21 protein-coding genes and 1 tRNA gene are annotated in these 25,807 nt (G+C 62.6%); 15 read left to right on the top strand and 7 right to left on the bottom strand.

Features of this window, described 5'->3' with window-relative positions; all coding sequences use genetic code 11:
• Positions 1-3: 3 nt before the first annotated feature.
• Positions 4-1,254: a glycoside hydrolase family 10 protein gene (locus tag VB738_RS12935; RefSeq protein ID WP_323306128.1), complete on the bottom strand. Its 1,251-nt coding sequence runs from the start codon at positions 1,252-1,254 to the stop codon at positions 4-6.
• Positions 1,255-1,384: 130 nt separating this feature from the next.
• Here VB738_RS12935 and VB738_RS12930 point away from each other — a divergent pair, with 130 nt between their 5' ends.
• Positions 1,385-2,404, top strand: a complete 1,020-nt coding sequence (locus VB738_RS12930; protein ID WP_323306127.1) for a glutathione S-transferase family protein — start codon at positions 1,385-1,387, stop codon at positions 2,402-2,404.
• On the opposite strand, the gene VB738_RS12925 is transcribed toward VB738_RS12930, so the two are convergent.
• Complete coding sequence (locus VB738_RS12925; RefSeq protein WP_323306126.1) at positions 2,289-3,272, bottom strand: ion channel; 984 nt, start codon at positions 3,270-3,272, stop codon at positions 2,289-2,291. The two genes, VB738_RS12930 and VB738_RS12925, sit on opposite strands and share 116 nt — an antisense overlap.
• A 190-nt stretch (positions 3,273-3,462) precedes the next feature.
• Here VB738_RS12925 and VB738_RS12920 point away from each other — a divergent pair, with 190 nt between their 5' ends.
• Complete coding sequence (locus tag VB738_RS12920; protein WP_323306125.1) at positions 3,463-4,149, top strand: hypothetical protein; 687 nt, start codon at positions 3,463-3,465, stop codon at positions 4,147-4,149.
• 232 nt (positions 4,150-4,381) lie between these two features.
• Here the strand turns inward: VB738_RS12920 and VB738_RS12915 are convergent, their stop codons facing one another.
• Positions 4,382-4,564, bottom strand: a complete 183-nt coding sequence (locus VB738_RS12915) for a conjugal transfer protein TrbI (protein ID WP_323306124.1) — start codon at positions 4,562-4,564, stop codon at positions 4,382-4,384.
• 339 nt (positions 4,565-4,903) lie between these two features.
• Positions 4,904-5,392 (bottom strand): SRPBCC family protein, encoded by a 489-nt coding sequence (locus VB738_RS12910; protein ID WP_323306123.1) that lies wholly within the window; start codon positions 5,390-5,392, stop codon positions 4,904-4,906.
• Between the two features lie 98 nt (positions 5,393-5,490).
• On the opposite strand from VB738_RS12910, the gene VB738_RS12905 reads away from it, so the two are divergent.
• On the top strand, positions 5,491-5,961 hold the full coding sequence (locus VB738_RS12905) for a MarR family winged helix-turn-helix transcriptional regulator (RefSeq protein ID WP_323306122.1): 471 nt from the start codon (positions 5,491-5,493) through the stop codon (positions 5,959-5,961).
• Positions 5,962-6,215: 254 nt separating this feature from the next.
• Here VB738_RS12905 and VB738_RS12900 read toward each other — a convergent pair whose 3' ends face one another.
• A complete protein-coding gene (locus VB738_RS12900) occupies positions 6,216-6,851 on the bottom strand; it encodes a TetR/AcrR family transcriptional regulator (protein ID WP_323306121.1) in 636 nt (211 codons plus the stop codon).
• Positions 6,852-7,056: 205 nt separating this feature from the next.
• Here VB738_RS12900 and VB738_RS12895 point away from each other — a divergent pair, with 205 nt between their 5' ends.
• The 4 genes from VB738_RS12895 to VB738_RS12880 all read left to right on the top strand — a co-directional run bounded on the left by VB738_RS12895 (position 7,057) and on the right by VB738_RS12880 (position 10,643).
• Positions 7,057-8,106: an HlyD family efflux transporter periplasmic adaptor subunit gene (locus VB738_RS12895; RefSeq protein ID WP_323306120.1), complete on the top strand. Its 1,050-nt coding sequence runs from the start codon at positions 7,057-7,059 to the stop codon at positions 8,104-8,106.
• Positions 8,103-9,251, top strand: coding sequence for an ABC transporter permease DevC (devC, locus tag VB738_RS12890; protein ID WP_323306119.1), 1,149 nt, complete (start codon positions 8,103-8,105; stop codon positions 9,249-9,251). The genes VB738_RS12895 and devC overlap by 4 nt, the downstream gene beginning before the upstream one ends.
• 18 nt (positions 9,252-9,269) lie before the next feature.
• Positions 9,270-9,941 (top strand): ATP-binding cassette domain-containing protein, encoded by a 672-nt coding sequence (locus tag VB738_RS12885; RefSeq protein ID WP_323306118.1) that lies wholly within the window; start codon positions 9,270-9,272, stop codon positions 9,939-9,941.
• A gap of 189 nt (positions 9,942-10,130) precedes the next feature.
• Positions 10,131-10,643 carry a hypothetical protein gene (locus VB738_RS12880; RefSeq protein ID WP_323306117.1) on the top strand — a complete coding sequence of 171 codons (513 nt, stop codon included), beginning with the start codon at positions 10,131-10,133 and terminating at the stop codon, positions 10,641-10,643.
• 287 nt (positions 10,644-10,930) lie between these two features.
• Here VB738_RS12880 and VB738_RS12875 read toward each other — a convergent pair.
• Positions 10,931-11,004: transfer RNA gene (locus tag VB738_RS12875), tRNA-Pro, on the bottom strand.
• 2,538 nt (positions 11,005-13,542) lie between these two features.
• Between VB738_RS12875 and VB738_RS12870 the strand changes: the two genes are divergently transcribed.
• On the top strand, positions 13,543-14,253 hold the full coding sequence (locus tag VB738_RS12870) for a hypothetical protein (protein ID WP_323306116.1): 711 nt from the start codon (positions 13,543-13,545) through the stop codon (positions 14,251-14,253).
• 4,021 nt (positions 14,254-18,274) lie between these two features.
• Here VB738_RS12870 and VB738_RS12865 read toward each other — a convergent pair.
• Positions 18,275-19,051, bottom strand: a complete 777-nt coding sequence (locus VB738_RS12865; protein WP_323306115.1) for a hypothetical protein — start codon at positions 19,049-19,051, stop codon at positions 18,275-18,277.
• Between the two features lie 410 nt (positions 19,052-19,461).
• Between VB738_RS12865 and VB738_RS12860 the strand changes: the two genes are divergently transcribed.
• From VB738_RS12860 to VB738_RS12830, 7 genes are all read left to right on the top strand, one after another.
• Entirely contained in the window at positions 19,462-19,866 is a 405-nt protein-coding gene (locus VB738_RS12860; protein ID WP_323306114.1) for an RNA polymerase subunit sigma-70, read from the top strand.
• A gap of 1,259 nt (positions 19,867-21,125) precedes the next feature.
• Complete coding sequence (locus tag VB738_RS12855; protein WP_323306113.1) at positions 21,126-21,509, top strand: DUF6926 domain-containing protein; 384 nt, start codon at positions 21,126-21,128, stop codon at positions 21,507-21,509.
• Entirely contained in the window at positions 21,506-21,733 is a 228-nt protein-coding gene (locus VB738_RS12850) for a hypothetical protein (RefSeq protein ID WP_323306112.1), read from the top strand. The genes VB738_RS12855 and VB738_RS12850 overlap by 4 nt, the downstream gene beginning before the upstream one ends.
• Before the next feature lie 123 nt (positions 21,734-21,856).
• A complete protein-coding gene (locus VB738_RS12845; RefSeq protein WP_323306111.1) occupies positions 21,857-22,159 on the top strand; it encodes a hypothetical protein in 303 nt (100 codons plus the stop codon).
• A gap of 41 nt (positions 22,160-22,200) precedes the next feature.
• Positions 22,201-22,461: a hypothetical protein gene (locus VB738_RS12840; RefSeq protein ID WP_323306110.1), complete on the top strand. Its 261-nt coding sequence runs from the start codon at positions 22,201-22,203 to the stop codon at positions 22,459-22,461.
• 113 nt (positions 22,462-22,574) lie between these two features.
• Complete coding sequence (locus VB738_RS12835; protein ID WP_323306109.1) at positions 22,575-23,591, top strand: DUF932 domain-containing protein; 1,017 nt, start codon at positions 22,575-22,577, stop codon at positions 23,589-23,591.
• Positions 23,592-24,561: 970 nt separating this feature from the next.
• Positions 24,562-25,392: a hypothetical protein gene (locus VB738_RS12830; protein ID WP_323306108.1), complete on the top strand. Its 831-nt coding sequence runs from the start codon at positions 24,562-24,564 to the stop codon at positions 25,390-25,392.
• Positions 25,393-25,807 lie beyond the last annotated feature (415 nt).

The following is a 25,807-nucleotide window of genomic DNA, read 5'->3' as shown; positions in this document are numbered from 1 at the left end:
CCGCTAAAGCGGAGGTGGCGGCAGCCTGGGCCCGGAGGTGCGCAGGACCGCCGGCCCCCCCAGCATCTGAGCCAGCCCGGCGATGCGCTCCTCGGGCGGCTCGGGGCCCAGGCTCCACAGGCTCTCGAAGTAGAAGAACGCCACCCCCAGGCCCTGGGCGCGGTTGGCGGCCAGCTTCCGGGCCATCAACGCCAGGGGGGTAGGGCGGTTGCGCTGGCCGCTCAACACGGCGATGGCGGTGGGGATGCGCTGGCGGGCCTCCTGCACCTCCGGGCGGCTGAGGTGGGGCCAGTAGCTGTCCAGATCGGGCCGGTAGATCTGCACCAGCAGTTCATCGGCGATGCCGCGCCGCACCCACTCCCGCCAGTCCTGCAGCTGCAGCTTGTAGGCGAAGTCGTAGTAGTTGGGGGAGATCGAGATCAGGGCCCCGGGGCGGGCGGCGCGCACCGCTCCGGCCAGCTGGTCGAGGAAGACGGTGATGCGGTCGGCGCGCCACTTCACCCAGGCGGGGTCCTCGGGGTTGGCCGGTGGATCCTTGCCGGTGTCCTTGCGGTAGAGCGCCGTGGTGAAGGGGTCGTAGCCGAACTCCCGTGGCAGGCTCATGTGGTCGTCGAACTGGATGCCATCGGCGCCCCAGTCGTTCACCACCTCCAGCACCAGGTCGGTGATCAGCTGCTGCACCTCCGGCCGGAAGGGATTGAGCCACACCACCCGGCCAGCGGCGCTGCTGGAGGTAAGCCCGCCGTCGCGGGTCTGGGTGAGCCAGTTGCGATGCCGCTGCGCCAGCGGCGACTCCGGGGGCGCCATGAAGCCGAACTCGAACCAGGGGATCACCTTGAGCCCGCGGTTGCGGCCGGCGCTGATCAGCTCGGCCAGGATGTCCTGGCCCTGCAGGCCGCGGAAGGTGAAGTCCTGCAGCTGGCGCGCCTCGCTCACCCGGCTGGGGTAGTAGGCGAAGCCGCCGTTCCAGACCACCGGATAGAGCCGGTTGAAGCCCAGCTCCGCCAGCTGGTCCACGGCGGCCTGCATGCGGCCGCGGTCGCGCAGCACCGGCATGTCGTTGGCGGTGAGCCACACCCCCCGCAGTTCCTCGGGCTGGTCCTGGGCCATCGCCGCTGGCAGCTCCTGGGCTTTCGCGGGCGGCGACAGCAGAGGCTGGCCCGCCAGCACACCCGACAGCATCCCGGCCAGCAGGCCGCCGCAGAGGACCAGGGCGACCCAGCGAAGGGGGCCGTGTCGGTTCAAGCCGGCCATGACATCCAGGGAACGACGCTTCCGTGCCCTCCACCATGGGACCGGTTCCTCCCCGCAGCGGCTGGGCTCCGCCGGGCGATCAGGTGGCGCCACGGGCCCGTTAGGGTCCGCGGGCGTCATGGCAACCGTGATGGGCCTGCTCGTGGACGGGGTCTGGCAAGACCAGTGGTACGACACCGGCAGCAGCGCCGGCCGCTTCGAACGCTCGCGGGCGGCCTTTCGGAACTGGATCACCCCGGACGGATCGGCCGGGCCGAGCGGGGAGGCTGGATTTGCCGCCGAGGCCGGCCGCTACCACCTCTACGTGTCACTGGCGTGCCCCTGGGCCCACCGCACCCTGATCCTGCGCGCCCTCAAGGGGCTGGAGGAAATGATCCCGCTCTCCGTCGTGCACTGGTTCATGGGCGAGCGGGGCTGGACCTTCCAGGCGGGGGAGGGGGTGGTGCCGGATCCCAACGAAGGCGCCGAGGCCCTGCACCAGCTCTACACCGTGGCCGATCCCCACTACAGCGGTCGCGTCACCGTGCCGGTGCTCTGGGACCGGCAGCGGCGCACGATCGTGAGCAATGAATCCTCCGAGATCCTGAGGATGTTCAACAGCGCCTTTGATCACCTGGGCGTCCGGAAGGGGGACATCTATCCCACGGCGCTGCGTGAGGAGATCGACCGCCTTAATGAGCGGATCTACACGACCGTGAACAACGGGGTGTACCGCTGTGGTTTCGCCACCACCCAGGAGGCCTACGAAGAGGCGCTCGGTCCCCTGTTCACCACCCTCGACTGGCTGGACGGGCGCCTGGCCGGCCAACGCTATCTGCTGGGAACGGCCATCACCGAGGCGGACTGGCGTCTGTTCACCACCCTGCTGCGTTTCGATCCGGTCTACGTGGGGCACTTCAAGTGCAACCGGAAACGGCTGGTGGATTACCGCCACCTGTTTGCCTACACCCGTGATCTCTACCAGGTGCCGGGGGTGGCGGATACGGTGAACATGGCCCACATCAAGCGCCATTACTATCAGAGCCACACCATGATCAATCCCACCGGTGTGGTGCCGGTGGGTCCGGAGATCGACTTTCAGCTTCCCCATGGCCGGGAGTCTCTGGGGGCAACGCCGGATCCAGAGGATCGGTCGCATCGAAGCAGCTGAAGTCGAGGAACACGCTGTCGGGGCCGTCGATCTGCACCATGTCGCGGAACTGTTCCCCCAGCCGGAGATCCGCCGCCCCGTAGCTGCAGCGAAAGTGCACCGGTGCCAGCAGGATCTCGTCGAGGCCCTGGAAAGCCACCAGGATTTCGGCCTGACGCCGCTCCAGCTCCTCCCGGCTGAGGCCGAACAGGGGGCTGAGCTGGTCGACGCGGTGCATCACGGTCCACATCAGCTGGAAACTGATCGACTGGTCACGCACCAGCGGCAGGGGCACGAGGCGGCGCATCCGGCGGCCGCCGCTCTCCTCGTTCGTGGCCAGGGAGGCCCGGATCCGCCCATCCACCAGGCTGTTCTGGCGCACGTTGGCCACCCGGAACGTGAGGGTGGGATGCCCCTGCCACGGTTCGATCGTGGCCACGCGGCTGAAGCGCAGGCGGGCCCGGCTGCGGGAGAAGCGGGCAAAGGCCAGACCGGTGGTGACGGCAATGAACAGCAGCCCGAAGAAAGCCTCCACCGTCACCACCAGATTCACCCAGAGGCTGGTGGGATGGAGCACCCCGTAACCGATTGAGCCCAGGGTCTGGACACTGAAGAAAAAGGCATCCAGCACGGAGAGGCGCTGCCCACCGGGGGCGCCGCCGATGCCATCGAGATCCAGCGCATACAGCAGCGTGAAAGCAAGATTGAGCAGCAGGTAGCTGGCGGCGATGCTGAGCAGAAAGCCCGGCCAGGGGATGGCCAGCATGAAGCGATAGGGCTCTCGCCAGTGGCGGTGCCATCCCTTCAGTTCCTCCGCATCCAGCACCCCGCCCCGCCGGCTCAGCCGCACCGAACGGATCCGTTGGCGACGTTCAACCGATGGCCCCATCCCCAATCCAGCGGCGGCAGAAACCATCGTGACATCGAAAGACGCCTGGGAAAGCCGCCATCAGCACCAATAGGGACTATGGGACCCATTCGGCGCACTCTGAAGTGCCGCTGAGACTGGATTCCAAAGGATGGCCTCGGTACAACACGAAAGTCAGATTTTCAACACGAATGGCAGATGTACAACACGAATGGCAGAGTCCGAACGGGGCAGAACATTCAACAATCTCGTATCCGGCATCGCCGCCATCGCGGGCACGATCGGGTTGATTGTCGCCACGATCATCTCCAGCGAAGTCAACAAGCTGTCGCAGCAATCACGCACGGCCGGCCTGGTTGGCAATCTCACTGGCAAACTCACCGCAAAACAACTTGACAGAGACATCTCCCTGCTGGCCATTGAGCACATGCTCAACACGGAGCCAGGGAAAGAGCAGGCTCCAGGGGACAAGTTACTGCCCGCAAGAATCTCGGTTCTGTTGATTGAGGGATCATCCGGAGAAGAGTCGATCCAGGCGGCGAGGGTGCTGCATCGCCTGGTTCAGAGTTCCGGCGAGGCCTGCCACGTGAACGACCAGGAACAGTTCTCCAGTCTCAAGCTGAAGCTCGGTGGCAAGGACCAGACTCCGGCTGCTGACATGGAAGCTGATGGCGGGCTCACTGGCCCAGGCCAGGGTGGTCAATCAGCTCAATGCACTCCGGCTCGAAGCGGCCCATGCCAAGAATCCACACAGCGAACCAAGCCTGGCCGTCGTCACCATTCATCTGGACGATCCGTCCATGGCGGGACAGCTGAAACCCCTCCGGAAGGAGCAGCGGTCCACACAGTTCCGTTCGTTTCTTCCACAAGGCCGACAACGACCTGGCCAGGAAGCTGATCGCCCAGAGCCACGTCCCAAGGACATCGTCATCGCCTGCTCGTGCCCTTCTTGCCGGATCGGGCAAGACAAAGCCGGGTATCGCTCCCGTCGATCGGAGCACATGGAGGTAGTCGCGCTCCGTCCCCCAGGGCACCATGGAACGGTGCCTGGCCTCGAGAGGGGCCAGCTGCCAACCGGCCGTGGGCCGGACATGACGGGTGCGCCCGCAGAGAAGCGATCCGGCCTGGGATCAGCCGTGGCAGTCGCAGCCACAGCCGGCATGGCAGGGCTCACCGTTGGGGTGCCCTTTGGCGCAGGCGTCGCTGCAGAACAGCAAAGCGCCGCTGCGGAAGGCGGTCTGCTCGGTCACCGTGCAGTGGCAGCCCTTACAGGCGCACCGCAGCGTGGCGGGTTTCTCGAGGGTGGTGGGCATGGCCGCTCCTTGCTGAGGGCAGTTTCCCCATTCTGATCCCGCCGGCACCCGATGACTGCGCCCACCCGGCGGGTCGAGGCATAAGGTCGCCTCAAGACCCTCCTGCGCTCGCGCCTGCTTCGGTTCGCCCGGCCATCGTTCTGGCGTGCAGGCGGTGTTGTCCACCTGAAGACGCCGCAGGCCCATCAACCGCTCTCTGCCGTGGGCTTTGCCATAGACGGGCCTGAACTGTTCATCGCTGCCCATGGTGATGTCAGCCTGGGCCCGAGCGACCTCACCCATGGCGGGCAGAAAAGGCTGCCAGGACGATCGCTGGCGGCAGCCGCCTGATCCACCGGCTCAGACCCGGCGGAGTGGAGGTGCGCTGTGCCGGGCGGCCCTGGGGCTCTCACCAACCCCGTCGCGCCGCGGCGAGGCCAGCTCCCGCGCCCGGGCAACCATGCGATCCGTCTGCAGCGGCAGGCCAGCGGCGTGGGTCCTCCCGACCAGCCGTCCCCAGAGCGGCGCCAGCGGGCCCTGGATCGCGAGGCGGACCCGCACCGTTGTGGAGGGTCCGGGCACCAGCTCATGCACGGTTTCCATGGTGGCCAGCGGCAGGCGGCAGAGGTCGGAATAGCGCGTGGGCGCCTCGAAGTGGCCGATGCGAAACGAGAGCGTGGGTCCGCCCTTCGGCTTGAGCGTGAAGGTCACCCCGGGGCCCGGCTCCTGGCGAATCACGAGGCGTTCGATGCCATGGTCGACCTCTGGCCAGCGGGGCACATCGGCGAGAACGGGCCAGAGCTCTTCAGGGGTGAGGTCGGTGGTGGTTTCGAACCGGTGCGTCCACATGGCGTCGCTGGAGAAGGATGGCCGACCTCGGGTTGCCGCCCGACACGAGGGCCGTTACCTTGATGATAAAGAGAACTATCTTTACGGTCAAGACACCTGTGGCGGCTCCACCCACTCCGACGATCGTTGCCCTGCTTGACGGGGTGCGGGCGCTCTACGGGGCGATGGACCGCTTCGATGCCCACACCGCCGCCGCCCTGGCCATCGACCGGACCGCCGTGCGCGCCATCAATCTGATGGAGCACGGACCGGTGAGCCCCGGCCAGATCGCCGCGGCGCTGGGCCTCACCAGTGGCGCCGTGACGGCCCTGCTGCAACGGCTGGAGCAGGCCGGGCACATCCGGCGGGTGGACACCAGCGACGGACGCCGGCGCGATGCGGTGCTCACGACCGCGGGTCAGCGCGCGGCCCAGCGGGCCTTCGACCGGCTCGGGAACACCATTGCCGCCCACTTCGCCGACCTCTCGGCGCCACAGGTTTTCCAGGCGGCGGAAGCCCTGCGGCTCCTGGCGTCAGCGTTCGACACGGCGGCCACAGCCCCATCGGCAACCAATCCTGGGGAACCCTGACAGGAGATTCAGCAGGGAAGGCTCAATGGCCGGGCCGGGCTGGGCAGATCGTGCCGGGCCTCGCCGATCGAGTCGCCGCACCCGCTGGCAGCGGCTGCCGGAAATGACCTGGATCCAGTCCCCATCCAGACCACGCTCTCCATCCAGCCAGGTTGGTCTCGGCCAACCGATCGGCTGCAGGGGTGTGGCCGTTTCTCTCCGTCGCCACCACTGCGCCCCTTGCCCATCCACAGACTCGCTCCAGGCAGAACGGCTCAGCGGCAGAGCAGTTTGATCAAGCCTTCAGCGAAACGGCCCCGGTCGACGCTCACCACTTCCCTGCCATGCAAAAGATCCTGCATCAGGATCAGGTGAACCATGGAGCCAATGAACACCCGGGCGCTGACCTCCGGGTCCGCCTCAGGCAGAAAGCCACGAGTGGCGAACAATCGGACCACCTGGGGGAAGGCGTGTTGCTCCAACTGGCTCACGAAGGTACGGGCAAGCTGGGGAAAGCGCTCTGATTCGCCGACCACCAACCGAAAGAAAGCCAGGAAGTCGCTCTGGCCTTCGCATGGCTCCAGGCAGCGCTGGGCCAGTTCTGCCAGCGCCTGGCGCGGTTCGTCCGGCAGGGCTGCTGCCGCGCCTGCCCCGAACAACTGAGCCACCCGTTCCCCCACCATCTGCTGGGTGAGGCACTGGAACAGCGTCTCCTTGTCGGTGAAGTGGCTGTAGACGGTGGCCTTCGAGACACCCGCTGCCGCCGCCACCCGATCCATGGTGGTGGCGGCGTAGCCATGGCGCAGGAACTCCGCACGGGAGCCGGCCAGGATCGCCTCCCCTTTTTCGGCGGACAACTGTCGGGTGGCCGCCTTGGCAGGCCCTTCGGCTTCACCGGCCTGATTGGCCATGGATCGGGGCGCTGGCGGCCCTGCAGTCGGCTCACGGCTGGGAATTGGCGTCACTGGTTCGTCCTTCCCCGCATCCTTCCTTGGCTCCCCAGGCTGGATTGATCCCACAAGCACCCTACTGGCCAGAACCAGACTAGACGGTTTAGTTTGGTTCTTAGTTGGATTCGCCTCCGTGCAGGTTCCCTCGCTGCTCTTCAAGCGCCCCATGAAGCTGCACCCCAGCGCCATCTCCCTGCTTTTGGCTGCCGGGCTGCTTGCGGGCGTTGTGGTCGTGCTGCGATCACGGCAGGACCGGCCGGACGCACCGCCGCCTCCGTCCGCCCAGGCTCCGCTGCCCACGGTCACAGCGCTCGGCCGGCTGGCACCCATCGGCGAGGTGCGCACCATCGCAGCCCCCTCCAGCACCACCGGCCAGCAGACCATTCTTCGCCTCCTGGTGGAGGAAGGTGATGCGGTGCACCAGGGCCAGGTGCTGGCGGTTCTCGACGGCCAGCCCCGCCTGCAAGCCGCCGTGGATCGGGCCGATGCCCAGGTGCAACTGGCCCGCAACCGCCTGTCGATCGCCCGTGCGGATCACCGCAGCGGCCTCGCCGGCCAGCTGGCCAAGGTGCAGTCGCTGCAGGCCCAGCTGCGCACGGCCGAATCCGAGCGTCTGCGCTACGAGTCCCTGTACCTCAAGGGGGCCCTTTCGGCCTCCGACCGCGATACCAAGGAACTGACCCGTGACACCGTGGCCGCGTCCCTGCGGGACGCCCAGGCCCAGCTCATCCGCCAGCGGGCCGCCGAAGGGGGAACCAGCCTGGATGTGGCGTCCGCCGAGCGCTCCCTGGTGGAAGCGGAGGCGGCCCATCAGGCCGCCCGGGCCGAACGCGACCAAAGCCTGGTGCGCTCACCGATTGCAGGCCGTGTGCTCAGCGTCGGGAGCAGGGCCGGCGAGGTACCTGGCTCCGCCGGCATCGTCGAAATCGGCCAGACCGACCGCATGCAGGTGATCGCCGAGGTGTATCAGAGCGATCTGCCTCGTGTCCGGGTGGGCCAACCGGTGAGGATCACCAGCACGGCCCTGCCAACCCCCCTGGAGGGCCGGGTCGGTCTTGTGGGCGCGATCGTGCGCCGCCAGTCGGTGATCAACACCGATCCCACCGCCAACACCGACAGCCGCGTCGTGGAAGTCAGGATCCCCCTGAACGCCGCCAGCAATGGCCGCTCCGCCGGCCTCTCCAACCTGCAGGTGCGGACGGTGATCGGACCATGAGGACGCCGTTGGGTTGGCTGCAGCTGCGCCGCGACCGGGGCCGCTTCGTGGTGGCCATTGCCGGCATCGCCTTCGCGGATGTGCTGATGTTCATGCAGCTGGGCTTCCAGGCGGCCCTCTACGACAGCAACACCCGCCTCAGTCGCGCCTTCCACGGAGATGTGGTGCTGATCAGCCCCAAGGCGCTCAACCTCCAGAACCTCTCCACTTTCCCCAGGCGTCGCTTGCTCCAGGCCCTGGACGTGCCCGGGGTGAAGGACGCCCAGGGCCTCTACCTCAACAACCTCACCTGGCGGAATCCCCAGACCCTGCGCCAATCGACGGTGCAGGTGCTGGGATTTGACCCCGACGCTGCCGTGCTGGATTTGCCGGAGGTGAACACCCAGGCCGGCAAGCTCAAGGAGCCCGACACCGTGCTGTTCGATCGCGGCTCCCGCGGCCAGTACGCCCGCATGATCCAGCGCCTCGACAGCGGCGAGAGGGTGACCGCAGAGGCTGAACGGCGCACCATCTCCATCGGTGGCCTGTTTCGCCTCGGGGCCTCCTTCGGGGCCGACGGCACCTTGATGGCGGGCGACCAGACCTTCTTTCGGCTGTTCCCCCGCCGGGATCCTGGTGGCGTGAGCCTGGGGCTGCTCACACTGGCCCCCGGCGCCGACCCCGCCTCGGTGGTGGCTGAGCTGCGCCGTCATCTTGCTGACGATGTGAAGGTGCTCACCAAGGCCGACTACGTCACGTTTGAGGAGAACTACTGGCGGGTGGCCAGCCCGGTGGGATTCATCTTCGGGCTGGGGACCGCCATGGCGTTCGTCGTCGGGGTTGTGATCGTTTATCAGGTGCTCTCCACCGATGTGAACGCCCACATCCGCGAGTACGCCACCTTCAAGGCGATGGGCTTCCGCAACCGCTACCTGCTGCTGGTGGTGTTCGAGCAGGCGCTGATCCTGGCTGCTCTCGGTTTCCTTCCCGGCGTCGTGATGCCCCTGGGGCTCTATGCCCTGGCGGCGAAGGCCACCAGCCTGCCGATCGCCATGACGGCCTCCAGGGCCCTGATCGTGTTCGTGCTCACCCTGACCATGTGCATCGCCTCCGGGGCGATCGCCACCCGACGGCTGCAGGAGGCCAACCCCGCCGAACTGTTCTGATCCCTACTCCCGTCTGCGATGACCGCCGCGATCTCGATCCAGCGCCTCAACCACCACTTCGGCACGGGCGACCTCCGCCGCCAGGTGCTGTTCGACCTTGACCTGGAGGTGAAGACGGGCGAGATCGTGCTGCTCACCGGCAACTCAGGTTCGGGCAAGACCACCCTGCTCACCCTGATCGGTGGACTGCGCTCGGCCCAGAGCGGCAGTCTGCGGGTGCTTGATCGGGAACTGGTGGGCTCAAAGGACCAAGCCCTCACCGTGGCCCGCCGGGAACATGGCTACATCTTCCAGGCCCACAACCTGCACGGCAGCCTCACGGCCTTGCAGAACGTGCGCATGGGCCTGGAGATGCGAGGCTCCCTTGATCTGCCCGAGATGGACCAGCGAGCATCTGCGATTCTGACCACGGTCGGTCTGGGCGACCACCTCGAGTCTTTCCCCGATCAGCTGTCTGGTGGCCAGAAGCAACGGGTGGCTGTGGCTCGTGCCCTGGTGGGCAACCCGCCCCTGGTGCTTGCAGACGAGCCCACCGCTGCCCTCGACAGCCGTTCCGGCCGGGACGTGGTCAACCTGATGCAGCGGCTGGCCCGGGAGCAAGGTTGCACGATCCTGCTGGTCACCCACGACAACCGCATCCTCGACATCGCTGACCGCACCCTGTCCATGGAGGACGGTCGGCTGATCTGAGGCTGCCGGCGTGATCCGGCGCACCAGCCATTGGAGTTCCCCCTTGTGGTTCGGCAACGTCGGAAGCATGGTCGTTCTCACCAGCCATCCGCCCCGGGGCCGACTGCCCCATGGCGAGCACCTCACTCGCCCCTGCCAGGGTTGGACCGACGACATGACGCGCCGGCCGGGCTGGTGATCGGAGATGGCATGCGTCGACGGCGCGCCGTGGTGGGCGTGATGGGGGCCGGAGAGGGCGCCTCCGCTGGGGCGGTGGCCCTGGCCGTGGCGCTGGGGGAGTGCAGCAGTGCCAGGGGTTGGGTGCTGCTCAGCGGTGGCCGCCCGGTGGGTGTGATGGCGGCGACCAGCCGCGGCGCGGCAAGGGTGGAGGGACATCTGGTGGTGGGGGTGGTGCCCACTGGAGGGAACGGCGACGACAGGCCGACCACGGCGGACGTGGATCTGGCCCTGTTCACCGCCATGGGCTCGGCCCGCAACGTGATCAACGTGCTCAGCGCCGATGTGGTGGTGGTCTGCGGGGGCGGGGGTCCCGGCACAGCCTCAGAAGCCGCCCATGCGCTCAAGGCGAACAGGCCGCTGATCCTGCTGGCGGTGCCGCCGCTGTGGCACGACTTCTTCTGTTCACCGGGCGAGGGGGTGGAGAGTGCGAGCGATGTGGACGCGTGCTGCCGGTTGATCGAGGCCAGGCTCCGCATGCCATGAGGCCGTCCTGATGGATCCCGGAGCTCCGCCGTTCTCGCTGGGAGGACGTCGCAAGGGTGGCTGGCCGCACCAGGGCCGGAACTCTGGAGACCCCCGTGCCCCTCTCCGCCTGCGGTTCACAACCGTCCATCTTTCTCTTGACTCTCTGCCCGTCGACCCGCCGTGTATCCGTTGGATCAGGGCCCTCAGCTGCCCATCGATCAGGGCGTGGTCGTTGTTCCAGCCTGATGGGAGTTCTTTCCTGCCACTGTCCAACCGCGGTCGTTGGCCAATCCCTGAAAAGTCAGTCGGGGCGACAGGATTCGAACCTGCGACCTAGTGCTCCCAAAGCACCCGCGCTACCAAGCTGCGCCACGCCCCGTCCACAACACCCTAGTCCATGATCCGGGGACAACCACTGCGGTGACAAGAAACCTTCTCCAGAGAGGGGTCTGCGACTGGTGCTGGTGGAAACCCCTGCTTGGCCCAGACAGCCTCGATCTGCGCCATGCTGATGCCCCTCAGCTCTCACACAGCTCTCACGCGAGAGCTGTGCAACTGCCATGGCCACCCCCGTTTCAGCCGATGCTCTCCCCATTTGGGTACGGGGCTTGAGAAGCAGCCTGCTGACCAGCGCAGGCAGAGCATGGACCGTGTCGCCCATGCGAGGCAAAGCCAAGCTGTTTGCCCGCTTCGACGACGGCACCCGGAAGAGCGTTGTCCTGCCGATCCCCTGGGTGCCTGCCTCCACAAGTGACATCTTGAACACCACTGTCGCCATAGCCCAGCTTGTGGCCACAGGCGTGAGCTTTGACGACGCGAAAGAACGCGTGCTCGGGGGAGGCCCTGCTTCGCTTTCAGCGATACCTGCTGGAACGTATTCTGATGTAGACCTTGTCGATAGCTGGAAGAAGTTTGGGGAGAACAAGGTCCATAGAACAGGCCAGATCAAGCCAACTACTTGGGCGAAAGACTATGCACCCACCACGGCTCGCTTAGCAGAGCTTGCATGTGCAGGAGCCAAAACCCCGAGCACGGCAAAGCAACTGCTGGATGAAGCTGGTCTGCCATGGCCCCCAGGATCCAGACGCCGCCAGATGGTGATACAGCAACTCGCTGCCATGTTGCGTTGGGCTGTAACCGAGGGTTTACTCGCCGAGGCTGCATGGAGCCCACCTCAAGTCTTGCGGCCCTTCATCGGAGAGAAGCAAGGTGCAACACTGGGTGCAGTACCTTTTTCAGATGCGCAAATCCTCAGTTTGCTGGAAGCGCTTCCGCATGACTCCGCAGGGAAACGATGGCGCTATGCCATTCAGCTCTGCGCCGCTTATGGTTTGCGTCCTATTGAACTTAGATACTTGCAGGATCGAGGGACTGCCGGCTTGTGGTGCAGCTACCAAAAGCGCTCAGGAGGCGGAACAACGAAACCGCGACGCTTAAGAGCTCTTCATCCTGAGTGGGAAACTGACTGGAGTTTACGAGAACAGCTTAAGACCACAACTACATTACCCCCCCTGGAGTCTCCAGCAGGTCCCGCAGACGCCATGAGAAAGTACTTGTTGAGACACAAGGCATGGATTGAGCTTACTTCTGAGAAGCGGTACACACCCTACAGTTTCAGACATGGATATGCATTACGTGCTCACCAGACATACGGACTTAGTCCTCGCGTTACAGCAGCGCTTATGGGTCACTCAGTCTCTACACACACCCAGCACTACGGCCAGTGGACTGATGATGAGGCGATCGACTCTGCTCTTGAAGCAGGCTTGCAATACAGAAGTCGGATTGGGGTGTAGTCCTGGTATCTGACCAATAAGAACGTGTTGATGCAGGTCTTAGGCGAGCTTCCGGCACGTTGTTTTCCATACGTGCTTCTCTTCTTCCAGCCTCGCTGTACAGAAGTAATCAATCTCTGAATGTAGTTGCGATACTTACTTGTTATAGTCTTCAGAAGGATGACTACATCGGACCAATTCCTCTGGGTGGGCCTGATTCGAGCCCGCTCGTTGACAGAATGAGCAAGAATGGCCTACCGTTGGTCAATCGCCAAACGAGCGATCTCGGCTATCAAATTCATTCCGTTGCTCTCAACCGGTACTACCCGGTCAGCTTTTTATGGCTTCCGACAGCGAACAACCCGTCAAGTGGGTGAAGACATCTGATGCTCTTATAGAGCTTTCTATCAGTCGGAGTCATTTGACAAGACTTAAGTCACAAGGTCTGCTTAAGCCTAAACATCACTATGTGCGTACCGGGATCACTCGCACCTCGCCATGTCTGTGGAACGTCCAGGCAGTACGCCAAAGCATGGGTAAGTGGGCTGTATGTCGCTAGGGGCAGCCTCAAACACTTGCCAATTTAGCGACACCTCCATGTCCTGAAGATTAAATCTCTATTTCTAGCGGCAGATTCTTTAACCTCTAGGATTACCTTCTCTCGTCGACCTGCTCGACTTCAATCTTAGATGCAGCTTCCTTTGCGAACTTAAAGGTTGTCAGAGCTGTGGCTCTTGATGGTCACTCTGGCCTACTTTGGAGATGGTGACTTAGTACCAGAAAATGGGATTGCTGAGGAGTCTGGCACAAGACAAGTCTTCAACCAGCCAGACAGTAGTTAAGTAGCAACTCGATACTCACGACACCAGACCAAACAGGCATTGGCCCAACGACAAGAAGATAGCTTTGGATTCGTTACTGGCGTTAAAGATAAACTCTGTGCGTTCTAGATATTGTGCGTTCGCGTCATCTATATGCTTCGCTCGCCTTCCAGACCCCCAAAACTTCCCAATGGAGGGCAGACTCCCCAGCCTGCTCCATCCTGTCGACTCTCCCCCCTCTTGCTGTCGTGATGGCACCGCGACAGCTCGACAGCAGCCAGGATTCACGTCATCCTGCTGTCGAGCCAGCACCGCGACACCATGACAGCACTCTCTGACGTGGCGCCCGCCGATGTCTCGATCCGCGATCTGGAGAAACGCTGGGGGATCAGCCGAAACGGCCTCAAGGCCAGAGCCCGCGCTCTCGGGGTCGAGCTGATCCGCGTCTCCTCCACGCTCACCACCTGGCCGGGGGCCTTTGTCGAGCTCGGGGAGAGGCTCCACGACCATCTCCTGTCGGGACAGCCCATGGGGACCTTCCCTGGCCTGAAACCAGCCGCCGGTGATGGCAGTGCGACGCCTGTTACACCAACAGACGCCACGGCGATCGTGAGGGCTCCAGGCAGCGAGCTGGCGGCCCTGGTGATGGCCCTCAAGGAGGCGCCGACGGCGCAAGCCTCTGATCCCCTCCTCCGTGCTCGGGGGCTGGCGGAGGCTGCCGATAACGCCCTGGTGCTGACCACCACCGATCTGGCGGCCCTCCTGGGCCAGGGGGTGATGTCCTGGCGGAGCGGGCATGAGGCCTACGGCTATCGCTTCGAGCGGCACCACCAGGGCCGACAGGTGCTGTGGACGGTCGCTCGCGCTATCGCCGTAGGCGCACCCGCTGGAGTGCGCTCCCTCTCCGGTGGACATCCCACCGCCAGCGGAGAGCGGCGTGTTGGATTTGCAGCGGAGGCGTTCATTGACGTGCCCTGGCGGATGGCGGATACGACGGGGACCCGGCTGTTCCTGCAGAACCGGATCGGTTGAGCCGGGGGGGACGGAGCGGGAGACAGAGGAGGGAGGGGATGGCTCCACAGGAGCCGCTCCCCCGTTCATGAACTTGTGACGCAGGCTCAGCAGAAACTGGCTCAGGGATCCTCATCCGACTCATCACTGAGGCCATCGTCCTCGGGACAGTCCCTGCCGCTTCCTGAGGAAGCAGACCTCCCGCCTCACGCGTGTGGGGTGCGAGAGAGTCCGTGGATTCACAGTTTTCCTCCTTGGGATCCATTGCGGCATCGAGGTCCGAGGTTGATCCATGGGGCGTGGATAAACCTTCAAGGTCTCCCGAGGAAGCTCAGGTCCCTTCTCTGCTCCACCGCCTGGGAGGCACACCTCCTCGTCCTCGGGGCCACCGCTGGCCACCCCCTCCTCGACCTAGCCGCCATCCCCTCGCGTGTGAGGACCGGGAGACCCCGGACATTTAATGGTTTCGCCCTCGGGATCCATTGCGGTGACTGGGTTCGGATTTAATGTCTCCCCTGGACATTTAATGCCTTCCCCCTCGGCGGGACATTTAATGCTCTTGTCCTCGGGGGGCACCTCCGGCATTTGATGTCCTTTTGCCCCCGAAGGCATTTGATGTCCGATTCTCACGCCCACTGACAAAAATTGAGAAACCAGTGGTGGCCATGAGTCTCGGTTGTCCAAATCAATAAATGTCTTACTTCCCTCTCCCCCCCCACACGCGAGAGCCGTGAGCATGGTGGAGGGAACACCTGCCCCCTCTCTCTCTCCCGAGCACGTAGAAACCCGTCGCGCCCAAATCAAGGCGCACATCTCCTGCAGAGTCAGCGCCCGCTCTGAGGCCCCTCAGGGCCTCCAGGAGGACCCCGTGTGCAAGGGAGAGGCCCGGCTGCCGGGCCGCCTTCCTGGGCCGTATGGACGACTGAGGTGCGAGGTCTTCCGTCCTGCGCCGACAATCGTTCTCGGGGGGGTCTGATCCTTGCTGGACACAAGGCATAGATCCAGGTTTCGTCGGTCTCAGGGCACCCAAGTCCGCCCCTCCTCGACCAGGCCTATTGCCTCCCGTGCGCGGGGTGCGGAGGTGTCCGTGGCACAAATGATTTCGTCCTCGGGATCCCTGTCCTGGCCTGGATTCTGATTTGTGCCGCACTGCGCGGCACAAATGCCTGGGTCACCCGTCGTGGCACAAATCAAGGCGTCCTCGGGGCCACCGCCGGGCACCCCCTCCTCGACCTGGCCTCCGTCTTCCCGTGCGCGGGGTGCGAGAGGGTCCGCGCACATATTGGAATCGCCCTCGGGATCCGTTGCAGTGACTGGATTTTGAATAAGTGCGTGGTCCGCGCACTTATTCCCCTCGGTCGCCTCCGCGCACTTATTCGGATCGTCCTCGGGGGAAGTGGCGCTTGGGCCTCCCTCAGCCCCCCCTGGAATAAGTGCGCGGTCGGATAAGTGCGCGATTCTCACGCCAGCGCGAAAGAATTCAAAAGCCTTGCGAGGCCATGAGTCTACATTGTCCAAATCAATAAATGCACTGTTTCCCTCTCCCCCCGCACACGCGTGGCAGAAGTGCTTGGCGGGGGTGGCCACCCGTTCCCGCGAGACCTTGAGCTTCTTCGGCGCCATCCCATCGACCACTCACCTCGCCTGGGAGACCGCACCACCTGCATCGTCAGCGCCCGTCCTGAAGCCGTCAGGGCCTCCAGAACCACCCTTGATGCCTCAGCCCCAGCCTCCCTGCTCCCTGGCCGCCTTCCTGGGCCGTATGGATGCCTGAGGTGCGGAGACTTACGTCCTGCCCCGACAATCGTTCTCGGGGGGTAGAGCCGGTCCTTGCATCACCCCATCGACCTGGACCACGAACATCTCCAAGCCCTCGGGGGCACCCCAGGTCGCCCCCTCCTCGACCGGCCCACCGTCCTCCCGTGCGCGGGGTGCGAGAGGGTCCGCACATAAAACCGATTCGTCCTCGGGATCCGTTGCGCTGACTAGGTTCGGATTTAATGTGCCCTCCGCACATTTAATACCTTCGACCTCGGTCCCACATTTAATGGGGTCGTCCTCGTCGGGGGGCACCTCCCTGATTAAATGTGCATCGGCCTCGGGGGTTGGTTTTATGTGCGATTCTCACTCCGTCGCACATAAATTGAGAAACCAGTGGGGGCCATGAGTCTCGTCTGTCCAAATCAATAAATGCGTTAGTTCCCCCTCCCCCCCCACACGCGAGGCCGTTGGGTTTGGTGGAGCGACCACCCACCCCTTCTCCCCGAGGTGCGTACCACACCATCAACCCCAGACCAAGGCACCCACCCTGCAGCGTCAGCGACAGTCTTGAGGTGCGGAGCCGTTTGTATCGCTCAGACCATCGCTCTCGGGAGGCAGCACAGGTCCCTGCTGGATCCAGTCCGCCTGGACCCACATCTCCAGGCCCTCGGGGCCACCGCCGGTCACCCCCTCCTCGATCGAGCCGCCAACCTCTCGCGTGTGAGGACCGGGAGGGTTGGGACAGAAACTGGTTTCGTCCTCGGGATCTGCTGCTACGACTGAATTCTGAATTTCTGTCTCCGGTTGACAGAAAATGCCAGCCTCCTCACCGGGACAGAAAATGCCATCGCCCTCGGGGGACACCTCTGGCATTTTCTGTCCTTTTGGCCCCGAAACCGTTTTCTGTCCGATTCTCATACCCACGGACAAAAATTGAGAAACCTGTGTGGGCCATGAGTCTCGGTTGTCCAAATCAATAAATGTCTTACCTCCCTCTCCCCTCACACACGCGAGGCGATTGAGCTTGGTGGAGGGGGAAGTGAGGGAGGCCCCCCCGCTCTCCCCCGAGCACGTAACAACCAATCGACACCACTCAAGGCGCACACCTCCTGCAGCGCCAGCGCCCGTTCTGAGGCCGTCAGGGCCTCCAGAACCACCCTTGATGCAGAAGACCCAGCCTCCTTGCTGCCTGGCCGCCTTCTTGGGCCGTATGGATGCTTGAGCTGCGCACACTTCCGTCCTCCCCCGACACTCGTTTTCGTCGGGCAGCTTCGGTCCCTGCAGCACCCCGTCGACCTGGACCACGAACATCTCCTCGCCCTCGGGGCCACCCCCCAGGTCTGCCCCTCCTCGACCGGCCCGCCAGCCTCTCCCGCGCGGGGTGCGGAGGGGTGTTCACAGAAAATGCCACCGTCCTCGGGACCCATTGCGGTGACAGGGTTTGGATTTTCTGTGAGAGGGTCACAGAAAATGCCTGCTCCCTCGGTTTCACAGAAAATGTCGCCGTCCTCGGGAGACCCCTCTGGCATTTTCTGTGAAACGGCCTCAGAAGGGATTTTCTGTGAGATTCTCACCGTGTCGCACAGAAATTGAGAAAGCAGTTTTGGCAATGAGTCTCGTCTGTCCAAATCATTTTCTGAGGTATTCCCCTCTCCCCCCGCACACGCGGGGCTGAATGTCTTGGAGAGGCGTCCACCCTTGCCCCCCGAGAGCTGGAGCTCCTCGACCCAGACGATGCAGTCGACCTCCCACCCGTACAAGAATTTCTGGATAGCCGACTTCTTCGGGAATAGATCGTGGCCATCCATGGCCTGCAGGTAAGCCTTGACCCCCTCCCTCACGTCGTCCTGAGTCAGCACTCCTCTCTGCTCATGAACAGGTTGCAACGACTCATTCGAACTTGGCCCAGGGGTCCTCATCAGTTCTCGGGGGGAGCCGGGATGAAGGTCTCCACGCCCTCGGGGCCGCCCCAGGTCTGCCCCTCCTTGACCGGGCCGCCAACCTCTCGCGTGTGAGGACCGGGAGACCCGTGGGCAGAAATGATTTCGTCCTCGGGACCCCTGGCCTGGACACGGTTCTGAATACTGTCCACCGCTTGGACAGTATTCGCTGGGTCGAAGGTTTGGACAGTATTGCTCCCGTCCTCGGGGACCGCTCGGGGAATACTGTTCAAATTGGCGGAAATGGCATTTCTGTCCACATTCTCATCGCACCTGGGCAGAAATGCAGAAAGCTGTGGTGGCAATGAGTCTCGTCTGTCCAGATCAATAAAACCCAACTTTTACTCTCCCCTCGCACACGCGAGGCTGTAGAGCTTCGCAGGCTGCCCCCTTTTCCCCGAGACCTTCGCCTTGTCGACGGTCACCATCCCGTCCACGATCCAGCCGTGGAGATACCGCTTCACGGTGGACCTCTTGGGGATCCGGTCGTGCCCCTCGGCCTGGAGGTACGCCTTGAAATCCTCCCGGACCTCCTCCTCCCTCAGCGGGCCCTGCGCGGCCCTCAGGACCTCCAGGACGACCCCCGCCGGGTCCAGGTCCCCATTCCGGCCCACCCCCATCCTGTGGAGGGTCGGGGTCAGGTCCCTGATCTCGTAGTTCAGGTTGTGGTCCCTGGTGACCAGCAGCCTGTCCCGAGAGCGGTCGAACCTGCTCTTCCCGATGGTCAGGATCCTGCTGTTGACCCCGTGCTCGACCTCCTCCTCCTCAGTGAGCTCCCTGAGCTCCCACATCTCCTCAACTGCACCCATAAGCCGATCCGTTCCCCGAAAGTGGGCGTCGTCCTTCGTGTTGTGGTGGATCCAGATGATGGCTGCTGACGGAAAGCCATCCTCCATATCCACCGCCACGTTCCTCCGAGAGATCTCGTAGAGCGGCGCCGCATAGGCACCCCCGTTCTCCTTCGCATCCCCTAGGTCGGAAACTGATCCCAGAGAGTCGATGACGATCAACGAAGGCTGCACCTCCTTCACGATCTTGTTGAACTCACCAGGGAGATCAATCCTCCAGTCGTTGACGAGGCGAAACCACGGGTCTCCGTCCTCAGGTGCGATCCCCATCTGATCAAAGTAAGACCCCAGCTATTTCTCGCTCTGATCCCCTGAGATCTACAGGACGTAACCCCGAGCACATTGAATGATCGATCGCGAGCGGCAAAGAACGTTTGCGGCAGGCCAGGACGGGGGTAGATTTAGGCATCAGATTCTGGTTCGCCGCCTGATGGTGAGTACCCGGAGCCACGGCATGTCTTCAGCATCCGGCTTTCCTACCGACTCATCAGCCAGGACGACCAGCGGGCTGAGGCTGGAGCGGTGAGCCGCAGCAGCTCGATTGAGATGACTTTCCAAGCAATCTCTACTACTGGAATATGCGGCAAAATTGTCGTAATCCGAACTGAAGTGAAACTTCTATGACTTCATCAACCCTGAAACCTAGGCAAAGGAAGGCCGTATTGATGACGGCGGAGGGAATGCAGCTTCGCCAAATTGCGAAGGAACTGAACATCGGTTACACGACGCTTCTTTCATGGGGGCGGAACCCTGAGTATGTATCCGCGGTCAATGAAGCTCTGCAGCACCTGGAGTCAGAGGCAACCAAGGAATTGCAGCAAGGGTATGGCGATGCGGTCAAGAAAGCCCGAGAACTTCTGAACTCACAGTCCGAGTCGATTGCTCTAGGCGCCGCAAAGCTGATTCTCAATACCATGAATCATGTTGTCGAGCGACGTGAATCAGCCGCCCGGTGGGCAGAGATGTCAGAGCAGATGGAGGTCCTGGAGAAGCGTCTGGCACTGATTGAGTTCATGCCCTCGGCACACGACGTGGAGCTGGCCCAAGGATCGATAGAAGCGAGCAGCGCTACAAAGCGGGCCTAGAAGACGGCTTACCAGTGCTTCTTGCCGGCTCAACCGGAACCTGTTCAAGTTAAGTCGCTCTTGGAGCACACGTCGGCATGGGATGGCTTCATCCATGCTTCTCCCCCGAGCCCTGTTGTGCTTTCATCGACCGCTGTTCTTAAAAGGAGACGCCGGAGCAAGCGAGACTGTGGGATGCAATATCGCGCCTACTCGATGATGAGTGCCCTCATCGCGCCTGACATAAAGACCATCATTCGACATACATTCTCTAGTAGATGTATGTCGAGTACTACGTTCTAGTCATCATTCAGGGCCTCAATATACGCACAGTCCACAGTCACCTAGCCCTCCTCAATCGCTTGACTTAGCTGCCTCTCACCCCCTATGTTGCTTTCAACCGATGAGACAGGACTGCGCCGCAGTCGCTCACTCTCACCGGTCAGGCTTACAGCCCTGATGCTGACAGCCGAATAGCCTAATCTCTCTCACTACATCAGCGCAACTTGCGCACCATGCCTATGCAGGACTGCTAGCGGCCGATTGTGCTGCGCCAAAACATAGAAACGCTCCCCCAAGGTCGTACGGATCCGCAACCTTCACCGGCTGCTGTGACGTCAACCGATAGGTGCAAACGAGACGCCTGACGGTATCCAATCCGCTCAGCGCAGGGCATGCGGCCCAGTAGAGACACTCGTTCGGCCAAACGACGGAGGGGTTTAGCGGGAGGACGAGGGTATTTGATGCCCGAGGACGGATCGAGCCGGTGCGCACCTTTGTGCGGGTCAACAGGCTTCCCGTGACTAAGTCTCCCCAGCGTTGCGCCAAAACTCAACAGGCGCTCATATATGCGCCGGACAGTAACAATAGTCGCTAAGACTTCCTCCGGCGGGGCCTTGCGGCCCTGACGCGCTACGCCCTTCCTATGCCCACTGGGGCCCGGTGTAGTCGTCGCAGCGAGATCGAGCACGATCTCCATTCCTCTTCCCCATCTTCCCAAGGATGGTTAACCAGGGATGCGGTGCAAAACCGGCTTCCAGTCTCCGGATGGGACTGAAAAGAAGGGCAAGAACACCCGACAAAATCCATCCAAATCCCCAATCCACCTGCATGCATTCCAGATCTCTTGGAGGTCTCTGCGTAGCAGGCAAGGCGCAGCGAGCGCCCCCCTGTGTCCCTACCAGGGGGCGCCTTGCTGTTTGGCGGTTCAAGTCCGCCTGGATTGGTTCGCCCCGCCTCTGTGCGGGGCTTTTTTTATGTCCTCTGACGCTGTGAATTCCATGCCTACTTCCAGCCTCTACCTGCCAGATCCACCCCTGTGCCCCCCCGAGCCCGTCTTCCTCACCAGAGACGAACGGGATGCACGCCACCCCTCCCTGGTCAGCTACCTCCTGCCCACCCACTGGGCCTGCTACTTCATCCACGGAGACTCCTCCGGTCTCGATGAGGACGAGATCGCTGCGGCTGATGGCTGGTGGGCGGAGACCTTCTCCACCAAATCCGCCACCTGCGTCGATGCAGACGAGGAGTACGGCTTCACCAGGTATCACGACGCTGCCGGCTACTGCCTGGCAACCGACTGCACAATGTACCGCTTCCTGCTGTTGGCTCCGCCAGCCGGGGTTCTCCCCGTGGGGGCTCCGGCGCCGCAGGCGCAGTCATGACCGGCTACTGCAAAGTCCGCTTCCGCTGTGCTCGTAGCGGCGTTGCCACCGCCGGCCTGGTCCTGCCAGCTGATCGCCTGCGGGGCGCCTCGTACTCCAGCCTCTCCCGCTACTTCCCGGCCGGTGCGTTCGCCCGCATCCGCTCCCCCTGGCTCGACATCTCCCCGCCATTTGATGAAGCCGCCGAGGCCCTGCGGTTCTGCTTCCCCGAGAACGGGCCGTAGGCCTTCGGCCAGGACTCCGGCCTCCTGACGGCGCCTCTGGCCAGCCGGCCGCCCCCTCCAGCTGGTTAACCACCTGCCTCCATCCCCCCTCTCCATCCACCGCCTGCTCAGCAGGCTTTTTTCATGCATTTCCACAGCCAGATCACCATCCGCCGGCCTGATGGATCCCTCTTCCCTCCGATCGGCCTGCTCCACGAAGACGACGACGTCCTCTCTGGAATCCTGTTCCTCCAAAGCATGGGCCGCCAGATGGCGTGGCATCGCAACGGGGAGATCAGCGGCCTCCAGCTGCTCGTCACCCCTACCCCCGAGAACGTCAGCGGCGATCCCACCAGCGTGCCGGTGCCCACCAAGCACGACTTCGAGGAACTCTTCTCCTGCCTGGACTCCCCCGTCTGCAGCCCCAACGGAGCGCACAAGCCGTGAATGTAACCGTGCTTACAGGGACAGCCCCCCTGCCTGTCCAGTTGACCTTCTTCGACTGCGGTGCCATCCGAGCCGAAGTTCTCCTGCTGGTCCCCGGCGTCACCCCCCGCTGGGACGAAGAGTCTGCAGGCGGCTTCTCAGTGCTGATTGAGGTCTGGGGGAAGCAGGCCCAGGAGCTGAGCGATAACGCCACACCAGGCATGCGGCTCGCGGCCTCGGGGCGCCTCTGCGGCAACCACTGCGGCGTCCGCCTGGTAGCCGATCGCTTGCAGCTGCTGACCCCAAAACCCTCCGCCAGCTGATCCGTTCAACCGGGCCGGCGGGTGGAAGCCCCGCCCCAGCGCTTGCCGGTCTCTCCCCGAGGCCGGCTTTTTTGTCCTCTCTGGCGGCGGCCAGCCGGCCGCTGCGATTCCCCATGTCCCATCAATTCACCTCCGGTGTCTTCCTCCATAACCAGCCCGCCTGGCACCGCCTCGGCCTGGTCCTGGACGGCACCCTGCCTGCCCGTGAGGCGTTCCGCCTCGGTGGCGCCGATTTCCATCTCGCCGGCCGCCCCGTCTACGACGCCGACATGCAGCCCATCGATGGCTACCAGGCCATCACCAGGACCGACACCGGTGCCACCCTGTCCGTGATGAACGCCACTTACGAGGTGGTGCAGAACGAGCAGCTGATCCGGGTCGCCGAAGCCCTCCATAGCGATGCGGTGATGGATGCCGTCTGCGTCCTGGCCGGCGGCAAAAAGGTGACCTTCACGGCCCGAGTGCGGCAGTCGGAAGGGGAGGTGCTCCCCGGTGATCCTGTTAACCAGTACTTGGTCGGCTGCACAAGCCATGACGGCACGATCGCTTTTTCGGCCTTCTTCTCCCCGATCCGGGTTGTGTGCCAAAACACTTTGTCTGCTGCTCTCGGGTTGGCCTCCGCCCGGAGCCGCAGGCAGCAGGGCTGCCGCATCCGCCACACCCGCAATGCCAACGCCTTGATCGACCGCCTCCCTGAGCTGATCGATCTGCAGCGGCAGCAGTTCACCGGTGGCATGGCCGAACTCCGCGCCATGGCCGCCGCCCCCTGCACGGCGTCGCAGTTCCGCCGCTACGTCGAGACCCTGTTTGCCGATCAACTGCGGGGGGCAATCAATGACCGCCGGGGTGATGCTTCCACAAGTCGGCCGAGGCGGCTGGAGGATCTCCCGGCCTGGGAGGGCCTGTCCGCCAAGTTCGAAGGCCAGGCCATCGGCAGCGACATCCCCGGCGTGCAGGGCTCAATGTGGGCCGCCTACCAAGCGGTGACGGAGCATCTGAGCCACGATGCAGGCCGCTCCAGGGATCCCATCGAAGCCGCCCGCCAGCGGCTGGAGGGGCTGTGGTTCGGCAAAGCCGCCGCCACCCTCACCCAGGCCCATGAGCTGGCTCTGGCGGCGACCCGCAGCTGAGGGCGGCCTGCGGCCAGGAGGTGCCTACGGCCAAGAGGGGGTGCTACGGCCAGGGGCGGGGCGAAGCCAGACAAAGAAATGGGCAGGGGCTCTGACCTCCCTGCCCGGTCTGTGTCCACACCAGCGGCGCTGTGACGACCGCTGGCGCCCCTTGATGCTGGCAGGTCTGCCGCTATTCCCCCGAGCGCGCAACGACTGACTCCCTTGGGCTGGTTAACCACTTGGAGGAAGGCCGTCCAGCCGTGGCTTCTCCAGGAGGGTCTGTCCAGACGGATCTCGCTGGGTTAGTGCTCGGGGTTGACCCCATTGGGCCCACCAGGAGGGGCTTTTGCATCAACGCTGCCAATGATCCAGCCAGAGACCCCCGCTGTTGCCCCCGAGCACGTCAGCGCCACCCCCACGGGGTGGGTAACCACCAGAGGCGGCTTGGCTGACTCCCATGGCCCCCGAGCCCGAGAGCAGCGGATCTGATCCACGGAACCCAGTCCCACCCCATCCATTCCCAGACCTTCCAGCACCAAAATGGTGCCCAAACTTCTTATGACCTTCTACGAACCCAACTTCTGGAGCACCATCGCCACCTTCTGTCGTGAGCTGGCTCCGGTCAGTGGCGCGCTGCTCGATTCCATCGGTCAGACCGCTGCAGCGATCGATCGAGCTGGCTCTGGCTCACGTTCACTTGGACCAAGGCCAGATAGGCAGCTGCAGCCAAGGCTTTTCCCAGAGGAAGAACAATGAGGGACCAGGATATACCGCCAATCTTACCCGCAAAAAGCAGAGACTTGCGATGTTTCTGCTCACAGACTCACGGGCTCACCGACCATGATGCAAGTTGCCAAGGAAGTCTCATCGCCGTCAACAGCTCACTTACAGACTATGGGCCAGCCCTATGTCCCACCCCGTCGACACAGTCAAGCTACGTATGCAAGTGCTATTCTCACCGCTTCCAGAGAGTGCCGGAGCATCGATAGTGAACTACTTTCAGGCGGCGTCCTCCATTTATGGAACTGGTGGAGGTCTTGCCAAGCCGTCCCAGGCAAAATCACAACTTTCATCAGCTGGTGGAAGATTTATACTGCGTAGTGCTAATGGCAAGAAATTAGCCGAGTACTCAGTCACGAAAGAGTTGCTGCCAATCATACGAAGCAAGACAACTGAGAACGTGTCTGGACAACAGACAAAGCCAGAAGGCCAACTTCAAAAGGCTTCAGATGAACAAATGGTCATTACTACAAGTACCGTTTTCACAAAAGGCGAAAGCAAGGGCGGCAGTGGCAATCGCACCCTAACAAGGGATATTAGGGGCGGCAGGTTTAAGCCAGCTTTCCCATTCTTTGTAATCTTTGCAGTTGCAGGTCTCCTTTTTCCACCCCTTTTGGCTCTTGCCGCTCTATCAGGAATGATCTGGCTGTTTCCTCACGCAACCAGAAAGACAGCAAAATGGTCTTTTCTTGTGCTGTTAGGACTTTTTGGGATAGCTTTCATCTGGGGAACCAGTAACAGGCTGCAACCGTCTACCAAGAATTCATCAGAGATGGATAGCAGTTCTCGTCCAGAACAGATTTCCGATATTCCACCTAGCAACAGCACGGGAAGAACAAGTAATAGTGAGGCCCAAGAGCCAGCCAGGAAGAAGTTTATTGGCACAGGACCGACAGGTTATGAACTTTGGGCCGAAGGTAATTGCATCTATGTAAAAGGGCTGACAACATCCGATCTGACACGGCTTCAAACAGATATTGATGGCTTCAAAAGTGCAGTCAAATCCGAGACTGGCTATAAATGCGTGCTATTCGAGTAGTCGATTTAGGCCTATGCTAGAATCTCCCTTTCGTATGAGTTTGTCGAGTGAAGCTCCCAAAATTGGTTGTCGTCACTACAACAGCTTTATGTTTCAGCTGCAATCCGAGCAAATCCGAACCTCAATATGTTCCAGCGTACTTTTATGAATTTAAGCCTACACAATGCAACGTATCACTTGATAGGCTTGGTTCAGCCTCCTGCGAGGTTGGCGTAATTTCGGTATCGTCTACAGACAGAAACTCTGTTAATCTTAACTTGGTTGGGGGACTTGGGCATTGGCAACTGATGATCTCTAATGCCAATACCCCAAGGCCCCTAGTGGATCTAGTAATGATTCGAAGTCAGGCTAATGCTTCCGCAAGAACACCAAGTCCCGACTACTATTACACTAGAGAAAGTGGAGGCATTGTTGA

Origin of the sequence: Cyanobium gracile UHCC 0139 (assembly GCF_034931325.1) — a bacterium.
GTDB lineage: Bacteria > Cyanobacteriota > Cyanobacteriia > PCC-6307 > Cyanobiaceae > Cyanobium > Cyanobium gracile_B.
Note: the sequence above shows the minus strand (reverse complement) of the source record. Positions and strands in the feature narration are given on the sequence as shown.

Bases quoted from the DNA above. Each gene is read 5' to 3' on its own strand.
- VB738_RS12885 (WP_323306118.1), top strand. From the start codon at position 9,270: ATGACCGCCGCGATCTCGATCCAGCGCCTCAACCACCACTTCGGCACG.
- VB738_RS12845 (WP_323306111.1), top strand. From the start codon at position 21,857: ATGCATTTCCACAGCCAGATCACCATCCGCCGGCCTGATGGATCCCTC.
- VB738_RS12865 (WP_323306115.1), bottom strand. From the start codon at position 19,051: ATGGGGATCGCACCTGAGGACGGAGACCCGTGGTTTCGCCTCGTCAAC.
- VB738_RS12835 (WP_323306109.1), top strand. From the start codon at position 22,575: ATGTCCCATCAATTCACCTCCGGTGTCTTCCTCCATAACCAGCCCGCC.
- VB738_RS12855 (WP_323306113.1), top strand. From the start codon at position 21,126: ATGCCTACTTCCAGCCTCTACCTGCCAGATCCACCCCTGTGCCCCCCC.
- VB738_RS12925 (WP_323306126.1), bottom strand. From the start codon at position 3,272: ATGGGGCCATCGGTTGAACGTCGCCAACGGATCCGTTCGGTGCGGCTG.
- VB738_RS12910 (WP_323306123.1), bottom strand. From the start codon at position 5,392: ATGTGGACGCACCGGTTCGAAACCACCACCGACCTCACCCCTGAAGAG.
- VB738_RS12870 (WP_323306116.1), top strand. From the start codon at position 13,543: ATGACAGCACTCTCTGACGTGGCGCCCGCCGATGTCTCGATCCGCGAT.
- VB738_RS12850 (WP_323306112.1), top strand. From the start codon at position 21,506: ATGACCGGCTACTGCAAAGTCCGCTTCCGCTGTGCTCGTAGCGGCGTT.
- VB738_RS12860 (WP_323306114.1), top strand. From the start codon at position 19,462: ATGCAGCTTCGCCAAATTGCGAAGGAACTGAACATCGGTTACACGACG.
- VB738_RS12880 (WP_323306117.1), top strand. From the start codon at position 10,131: ATGCGTCGACGGCGCGCCGTGGTGGGCGTGATGGGGGCCGGAGAGGGC.
- VB738_RS12930 (WP_323306127.1), top strand. From the start codon at position 1,385: ATGGGCCTGCTCGTGGACGGGGTCTGGCAAGACCAGTGGTACGACACC.
- VB738_RS12895 (WP_323306120.1), top strand. From the start codon at position 7,057: ATGAAGCTGCACCCCAGCGCCATCTCCCTGCTTTTGGCTGCCGGGCTG.
- VB738_RS12935 (WP_323306128.1), bottom strand. From the start codon at position 1,254: ATGGCCGGCTTGAACCGACACGGCCCCCTTCGCTGGGTCGCCCTGGTC.
- devC (WP_323306119.1), top strand. From the start codon at position 8,103: ATGAGGACGCCGTTGGGTTGGCTGCAGCTGCGCCGCGACCGGGGCCGC.
- VB738_RS12900 (WP_323306121.1), bottom strand. From the start codon at position 6,851: ATGGCCAATCAGGCCGGTGAAGCCGAAGGGCCTGCCAAGGCGGCCACC.
- VB738_RS12920 (WP_323306125.1), top strand. From the start codon at position 3,463: ATGGCAGAGTCCGAACGGGGCAGAACATTCAACAATCTCGTATCCGGC.
- VB738_RS12915 (WP_323306124.1), bottom strand. From the start codon at position 4,564: ATGCCCACCACCCTCGAGAAACCCGCCACGCTGCGGTGCGCCTGTAAG.